Below are 6,430 nucleotides of genomic sequence, written 5' to 3' on the forward strand. Positions count from 1 at the left end.
GCCGGGCGCTCTGCCCGGCCTTTGTCATTGATCACGCAGCCCGGTGCTTGCTGCCACCGCGCGCGGGGCGGCGTTTGGGCTTGCCTGCGGGGGCACCATAGGCGGGATGTTGGCGCGGCTTCTCGCCTTGCTTGGCCCCGGCATTACCGCCGCCGGAACGCGGCGGGCCGCCACGGCCCTGCCCCTGACCACCCCGGCCTTGGCCATTGGCCTTGCGCGCGGCGGTGCGGGCAGCATCGGCCAGGTTTTCAGACCACGGTTCGCCACCGGCCACTTCGACCGGCTGCCGCATCAGTTTCTCAATGGCGCGCAGATCAGCCATTTCGGCAGGTGCACAGAAGGCCATCGCCCGGCCATCGCGGCCCGCGCGGGCGGTACGGCCGATGCGGTGGATGTAGTTTTCCGGCACATTCGGCAGGTCAAAGTTATAGACATGGCGCACCAGCGGAATGTCGATGCCGCGCGCGGCCACATCGGTCGCCACCAGCACCTTCAGCTCACCCGCCCGGAACGAGGCCAGCGTACGCTCGCGCTGCCCCTGGCTTTTGTTGCCATGGATCGAACCGGCGGCAAAACCCCAGCTCACCAGCAGCTTCATCAGCTTCTCGGCGCCATGCTTGGTGCGCAGGAAGACCAGCGCCAGCTCTTCGCGGTGCTGGTCAAGGTAATGCTCCAGCAGTTTGGCCTTGTCGTTTTGCGCCACGAAATGCACCGCCTGCTCGATCTTGTCGGCGGTCTTGCCCGGCGCCGTGACCTGCACGCGCACCGGGTTGTCGAGATAGGTCTCGGCGATTTCGGACATGTCCTTGGGCATGGTGGCCGAAAAGAGCAGCGTCTGGCGCTTGGCTGGCAGATGGCGGGCGATCTGGCGCAGGGCATGGATAAAGCCCATGTCCAGCATCTGGTCGGCCTCATCAAGAACCAGAACCTGCACTTCGCCCAGCGTCAGCGCGCGGCGGTCCAGCAGGTCAATCAGGCGTCCCGGCGTGGCTACCAGCACATCGGTGCCGCGGCCCAGCTTTTCGGCCTGACGGCCCAGCGAGGCACCGCCCACCACCGTCACCACCTTCAGCGGGCCGCCCTGGGCCAGCGCACTCAGGGTTTCGGCAATCTGGTTCACCAGCTCACGGGTGGGGGCGAGAATCAGCGCGCGCACGGTTTTCGGCGCAGGGCGGCCCTGCCCCATCAGCCCGTGCAGCAGCGGCAGGCCAAAAGCCAGCGTCTTGCCGGTGCCGGTCTGGGCCAGACCCAGAAGGTCGCGCCCTTCCATCACCGGCGGAATGCCACGCGCCTGAATCGGCGTGGGGGCGGTAATGCCCATGCGCTCGACGGCGGCAAGAAGACCCGGGTTCAGGCCCAGCATGTTGAAATCAGTCATTATCAGTCCTTCTGAGCGCAACGCGCGCTCATATACGTTCGGGCGCAATGCACCCATGACCTGCGCAGGGCAGGCAAAGCGGTTTCGGGCGTATGGCTTGCACCATACGAGCCCCCACGCGTGATCTCGGGAACCATTTTGGGCCACAGGCCCCGCACCTACCCTGGCGGCCGCAATGCCGCTGGCTGCTCACGCGGCAGCAAGGTGGTGTCTGCCACGGAAATGGGCATATAGGCGACAAAAGTCAAGCGAAACCCGCCATGAGGCCCTGCCGGAGGCTTCCTTATGCTTGATTTAATACGAAAACGTGGCAGAATTTGCCGCGTGACAACAGACTTTCCCGCGACCGCCTATTCTCAGGCAGCCCGCACTACCGGAAGACCTGGCTGCACGGCCCGAGGGTAATTTCGCCCCGGGGGAACTGAGAAGGGGGAACGGACATGCCCACCGGCACCGTTAAGTGGTTCAACGCGACCAAAGGCTTCGGATTCATCGCTCCTGATGACGGCGGCAAGGATGTCTTTGTGCATATCTCGGCGGTCGAACGCGCCGGGCTGACCGGGCTGGCCGACAATCAGAAAATCAGCTTCGAGATGCAGGCCGGGCGCGACGGGCGCTCGTCGGCAAGCGATCTCAGGCTGCTCTGAGCATTGTGCTTCCTTGAAACCCCGCCGGGTCTGGCGGGGTTTTTCTTTCGGGTGGGTTCTGCCTTCTTGCGGGGCTATTCCGCACACAGCGCGCGGCGGACATCCGGTGCCCAGCCCAGATACATAACATCCCCCGTCACGATAACGGGGCGCTTCATCAGTGACGGATGCGCGGCGAGCAGGGATTCGGGAGGATTCTGGCGCTCATCCTCCGTCAGGCTCCGCCAGGTGGTTGAGCTCCGGTTGACCAGCTTTTCACCGAATTTCTCAAGGAATGCCGCGCGCTCGCTGTCGCTGAGCGGCTCGGCGCGGATATCGCGGAACCGCGCATCGGGCAGGGCCTTGCGCGCCTTGCGGCAGGTGTCGCAGCTTGCCAGCCCCAGAATGACCATTTCCATCGCCGCCTCCTTTTGTACCACCCCGTTCCTAGCGCAGGAAGACGGGTGACGCAAAGGTTACAGCGGTCAGTTACAACGGGCCGGGGCGCCGCTCTTCGCTGAGGAGGACATTGGCATCCACCTGCCCCACCCCCGGCAAGGTCATGATCCGGCGCCGCAGGACGCGCTCGAAATCCGACAGATCGCGCGCCACCACCCGCAGCCGGTAATCGTAAAGCCCCAGCACATGCTGGACGGTCTGCACCTCGGGGATGGCCGACACCGCGCGCTCGAAATCTTCCAGACTGACGCGGCCCTTGGTGGCCAGTGTCACGCCCAGAAACACCGTCACGCCAAAGCCCAGTGCCGCCTGATCCAGCACCAGCCGCTGCCCGGCGATCACCCCTTGCGCGCGCAGGCGCCGGATGCGCCGCCAGGTGGCGGGCTGGCTGAGGCCGAGCGCCCGCCCCAACGCGCCCGCCCCCTGCTGCGCATCTTCCACCAGTGCGCGAAGGATGGCGCGGTCGGTATCGTCAAGGTCAGTCATACCGCCTGCCCCGGTCAGGAGCGCGGCGGCGCGGGGGGCATCGAGCCCCCCGCGCCGCCCGGGGGTTCCACCCCCGCGGGCCTGCGGCCCGTCCCCCGGCCAAAGGGCCTTCGGCCCAAAACAGATGCGTATTTCCGGCAAGATGAAAACGCGCGGTCATATTGGCAATACCTCGGCGCTTTTGATCACGGCGATATGCATGAGTGCCTCGATATCGGTGATATGCGGCAAGGTCAGGATGCGGGCACGGTAGATCTGCTGATAATGCGCCATGTCGCGCGCGATCACGTTGAGGCGGACATCAACGCGGCCCAGAAAGGTTTGTATTTCAAGTACTTCGGGCACAAGCCGGGCGGCGGCGATGAAATCATCGAAGGCGCGCGGGTCAGTTTTGTCGAGGGTGACGCGTAATGATACCTCCACCTCCCAGCCCAGTTTGCGCCAGTCGATCACCGCGCTTTGCCCCTTCAAGACCGCACGCGCGCGCAACCGCTCGATCCGGCGCGAGGCCGTCGCCTCGGTCACGCCGGCGCGGGTGGCAAGTTCGGACATGGGCTGGCCCGGATCCGCCTGGAGGTGGCGGAGCAGACGGCGGTCGGTATCGTCGATGAGCATGAAAACCACTAAAATTTTGAAAATGGCGAATGAACTTCGTTCATGGATGGCTATTCATGGCGGTTTTTGCAACCAAATTTCGGCATTCATCCCTATGATGCGCTCATCATGAAACGAAAGGAACCGGGCCATGCGCGTTTATTATGACCGCGACTGCGATATCAACCTGATCAAGGACAAGAAGGTGGCGATCCTTGGTTATGGCAGCCAGGGCCATGCCCATGCCCTGAACCTGCGCGATTCGGGCGCCAAGAACCTTGTCGTCGCACTGCGCGAAGGCTCGCCCAGTGCCGCCAAGGCCGAAGGCGAGGGGCTGAAGGTCATGGGTATCGCCGAGGCCGCCGCCTGGTGTGACCTGATCATGTTCACCATGCCGGACGAGTTGCAGGCCGAGACCTACAAGAAATACGTCCATGACAACCTGCGCGAAGGTGCGGCGATTGCCTTTGCCCATGGGCTGAACGTGCATTTTGGTCTGATCGAGCCGAAAAAGGGTGTCGATGTCATCATGATGGCGCCCAAGGGCCCCGGCCACACGGTGCGCGGCGAATATGTCAAAGGCGGCGGCGTGCCCTGTCTGGTGGCCGTGCATAACGACGCGACGGGCCGGGCGCTGGAGCTGGGCCTTTCCTATTGCTCGGCCATCGGTGGCGGCCGTTCGGGGATCATCGAGACCAACTTCCGGCAGGAATGCGAGACCGATCTGTTCGGTGAGCAGGCAGTGCTCTGCGGCGGCCTGGTCGAGCTGATCCGCATGGGCTTTGAGACACTGGTGGAAGCCGGCTATGAGCCCGAGATGGCCTATTTCGAATGCCTGCACGAGGTGAAGCTGATCGTTGATCTGATCTATGAGGGCGGCATCGCCAACATGAATTACTCGATCTCGAACACTGCCGAATATGGTGAATATGTCAGCGGCCCGCGCATTCTGCCCTATGCCGAGACCAAGGCGCGGATGAAGGCGGTTCTGACCGACATCCAGACCGGCAAGTTTGTGCGTGACTTCATGCAGGAAAACGCTGTCGGCCAGCCGATGTTCAAGGCCACCCGCCGCCTGAATGACGAGCATCAGATCGAACAGGTGGGTGAGAAGCTGCGCGCCATGATGCCGTGGATTTCCAAGGGCAAGATGGTGGACAAGGCGCGCAACTGAGCCCGGAGCTGAGCGCAAAAACACCGGCCCGCATGCCAGAGGAGGGATGCGGGCCAACCGGCGGGTGCGTGGCGAGGGGGGCTGCGCACCCGTTTGCGTTCCGGCCTTCTGCCGCACCCGCCGGGCGTATGGCGGTGATGGACAGTGACGGCGGCAAGAGGTAGATCTGCGCCATGATGTGGGATCAGGAACTTGATGCGCGGGGCCTGTTGTGCCCCCTTCCCGTGCTCAAGGCGCGCAAGCGGCTGATGGGCATGGCGCAGGGGCAGGTCTTGCGGCTGGTGGCGACCGATCCGGCAGCCGTGGTCGATGTGCCGCATTTCTGCACCGAGGCGGGGCATGAGTTGCTGGGTCATACCCCTGACGGCGATGCCATCGCCTGGCTGATCCGCCGTTCGTGAATTGCTGCGCCTGAGTTGCTGTGCCTGAGTTGCTGTGCCTGAACCGTTACAGACCAAAACTGCCGAAAGGCAGGTAGCGCACCGGGCTGCCGGGTGTGATCTGCACGGCGGCGTCGGGCAGCTCCACCAGCCCTTCGGCCCAGCTCAACCCGCTGATCCGGCCTGAACCTTCGGAGGCAAAGACCTCGGCCGCGCCTTCGGCATTCAGCCGCGCGCGCAGATATTCGCGCCGCCCCGGTTTCTTGTTCTTCGAAAAGGCGGCGGGCACGGTGAAGCCCTGCGCCATGCGCCAGCCGCTGCCCGCCATGACCGACAGCGCGGGCCGCCCGAAGATCAGCGTGCAGACAAATGCCGCCACCGGGTTGCCCGGCAGGCCCAGCACCGGCACCCCGTGCCAGAGCGCCAGCGCCAGCGGGCGGCCCGGCTTGAGGGCGATGCGCCAGCTTGACAGCGTGCCGCTGTCGCGCAGCAGGCGCGAGACATGGTCTTCATCCCCTGCCGAGGCACCGCCCGAGGTCAGGATCACGTCGGCCTGCGCCGCGCCCCGGTCGAGCGCTGCAGCAATCGCGGCGGGGTCATCCGGCGCATGGCCCAGATCGACGGGCAGGTAGCCCCAGCGCCGCGCGATTTCCAGCAGCATGGGGCGGTTGGCGTCATAGATCTGGTGCGGCGCGGCGCGGGTGGCGGGGTCACCCACGATCTCGTCGCCGGTGGACAAAACGCCCACCCTGAGCGGGCGCCAGACCTGCACCTGCCCCACACCCAAAGCCGAGAGAAGCGCCAGATCGGGGGCGCCAAGCATGCGGCCTGCGGGCAGCGCGGGTGCGCCCTCGCGTACATCCTCGCCCGCGCGGCGGGTATTGGCGCGCGCCCTGACCGGCCCGTCAAAGGCCACGCGCGCCGCATCGGTGGCGCAATCTTCTTCCAGCACCACGCAATCCACCCCCTCCGGCAGGATCGCGCCGGTGAGGATGCGGATCGCCTGCCCGGGCGGCACCGCGCCGGTAAAGGGCTGCCCCGCCGCCGCCCGCCCGGCCACCAGCGGCAGGGTATAGGGGCCGGGGCCTGCAAGGGCTGCATGGGCAAAACCGTAGCCATCAACCGCCGAATTGGCATGAGGCGGGTTGGCGCGGTTTGCGGTGGCGTCAGCGGCAAGCACCCGGCCACCGGCCTGCGCCGTGGGCAGGCTTTCAACCCCGGTCAGCGGCACCAGCGCCGCGCGCAACCGCGCCAGCGCCTCATCGACGGGCACCCATTGCACGCCCTGTGGCATGGCAAAACAATCGTCGCGCAGGCGGGGCGGGGTGAGGGG

General features: G+C 65.5%; 8 protein-coding genes. 3 read left to right on the forward strand and 5 right to left on the reverse strand.

Features of this window, described 5'->3' with window-relative positions:
• Positions 1 to 31 precede the first annotated feature (31 nt).
• Positions 32 to 1,378: a DEAD/DEAH box helicase gene (locus tag V7Q53_RS13610; protein WP_333829141.1), complete on the reverse strand. Its 1,347-nt coding sequence runs from the start codon at positions 1,376 to 1,378 to the stop codon at positions 32 to 34.
• Positions 1,379 to 1,818: 440 nt separating this feature from the next.
• Between V7Q53_RS13610 and V7Q53_RS13615 the strand changes: the two genes are divergently transcribed.
• Positions 1,819 to 2,025: a cold-shock protein gene (locus V7Q53_RS13615; protein ID WP_333829143.1), complete on the forward strand. Its 207-nt coding sequence runs from the start codon at positions 1,819 to 1,821 to the stop codon at positions 2,023 to 2,025.
• A gap of 74 nt (positions 2,026 to 2,099) precedes the next feature.
• Here V7Q53_RS13615 and V7Q53_RS13620 read toward each other — a convergent pair whose 3' ends face one another.
• The 3 genes from V7Q53_RS13620 to V7Q53_RS13630 form a co-directional block, all read right to left on the reverse strand.
• Positions 2,100 to 2,423: an arsenate reductase family protein gene (locus V7Q53_RS13620; protein WP_333829144.1), complete on the reverse strand. Its 324-nt coding sequence runs from the start codon at positions 2,421 to 2,423 to the stop codon at positions 2,100 to 2,102.
• Between the two features lie 70 nt (positions 2,424 to 2,493).
• Positions 2,494 to 2,949: an Lrp/AsnC family transcriptional regulator gene (locus tag V7Q53_RS13625; protein ID WP_333829145.1), complete on the reverse strand. Its 456-nt coding sequence runs from the start codon at positions 2,947 to 2,949 to the stop codon at positions 2,494 to 2,496.
• Positions 2,950 to 3,105: 156 nt separating this feature from the next.
• Positions 3,106 to 3,564, reverse strand: coding sequence for an Lrp/AsnC family transcriptional regulator (locus V7Q53_RS13630; protein WP_333829146.1), 459 nt, complete (start codon positions 3,562 to 3,564; stop codon positions 3,106 to 3,108).
• 130 nt (positions 3,565 to 3,694) lie between these two features.
• Here V7Q53_RS13630 and ilvC point away from each other — a divergent pair, with 130 nt between their 5' ends.
• Positions 3,695 to 4,717 carry a ketol-acid reductoisomerase gene (gene ilvC / locus V7Q53_RS13635; protein ID WP_333829147.1) on the forward strand — a complete coding sequence of 341 codons (1,023 nt, stop codon included), beginning with the start codon at positions 3,695 to 3,697 and terminating at the stop codon, positions 4,715 to 4,717.
• Between the two features lie 173 nt (positions 4,718 to 4,890).
• Entirely contained in the window at positions 4,891 to 5,118 is a 228-nt protein-coding gene (locus V7Q53_RS13640) for a sulfurtransferase TusA family protein (protein ID WP_333829148.1), read from the forward strand.
• A 46-nt stretch (positions 5,119 to 5,164) separates the two neighbouring features.
• Here the strand turns inward: V7Q53_RS13640 and V7Q53_RS13645 are convergent.
• Positions 5,165 to 6,430: molybdopterin-binding protein (locus tag V7Q53_RS13645; protein ID WP_333829149.1), on the reverse strand; the 1,266-nt coding region annotated here is incomplete at its 5' end.

Origin of the sequence: Pararhodobacter sp., from assembly GCF_036802785.1 — a bacterium.
Taxonomy (GTDB): Bacteria; Pseudomonadota; Alphaproteobacteria; order Rhodobacterales; family Rhodobacteraceae; genus Pararhodobacter.

Excerpts from the sequence above, each read along its gene's own strand:
- V7Q53_RS13625 (WP_333829145.1), bottom strand. The coding sequence starts at position 2,949 with ATGACTGACCTTGACGATACCGACCGCGCCATCCTTCGCGCACTGGTG.
- V7Q53_RS13620 (WP_333829144.1), bottom strand. The coding sequence starts at position 2,423 with ATGGAAATGGTCATTCTGGGGCTGGCAAGCTGCGACACCTGCCGCAAG.
- V7Q53_RS13615 (WP_333829143.1), top strand. The coding sequence starts at position 1,819 with ATGCCCACCGGCACCGTTAAGTGGTTCAACGCGACCAAAGGCTTCGGA.
- ilvC (WP_333829147.1), top strand. The coding sequence starts at position 3,695 with ATGCGCGTTTATTATGACCGCGACTGCGATATCAACCTGATCAAGGAC.
- V7Q53_RS13640 (WP_333829148.1), top strand. The coding sequence starts at position 4,891 with ATGATGTGGGATCAGGAACTTGATGCGCGGGGCCTGTTGTGCCCCCTT.
- V7Q53_RS13630 (WP_333829146.1), bottom strand. The coding sequence starts at position 3,564 with ATGCTCATCGACGATACCGACCGCCGTCTGCTCCGCCACCTCCAGGCG.
- V7Q53_RS13610 (WP_333829141.1), bottom strand. The coding sequence starts at position 1,378 with ATGACTGATTTCAACATGCTGGGCCTGAACCCGGGTCTTCTTGCCGCC.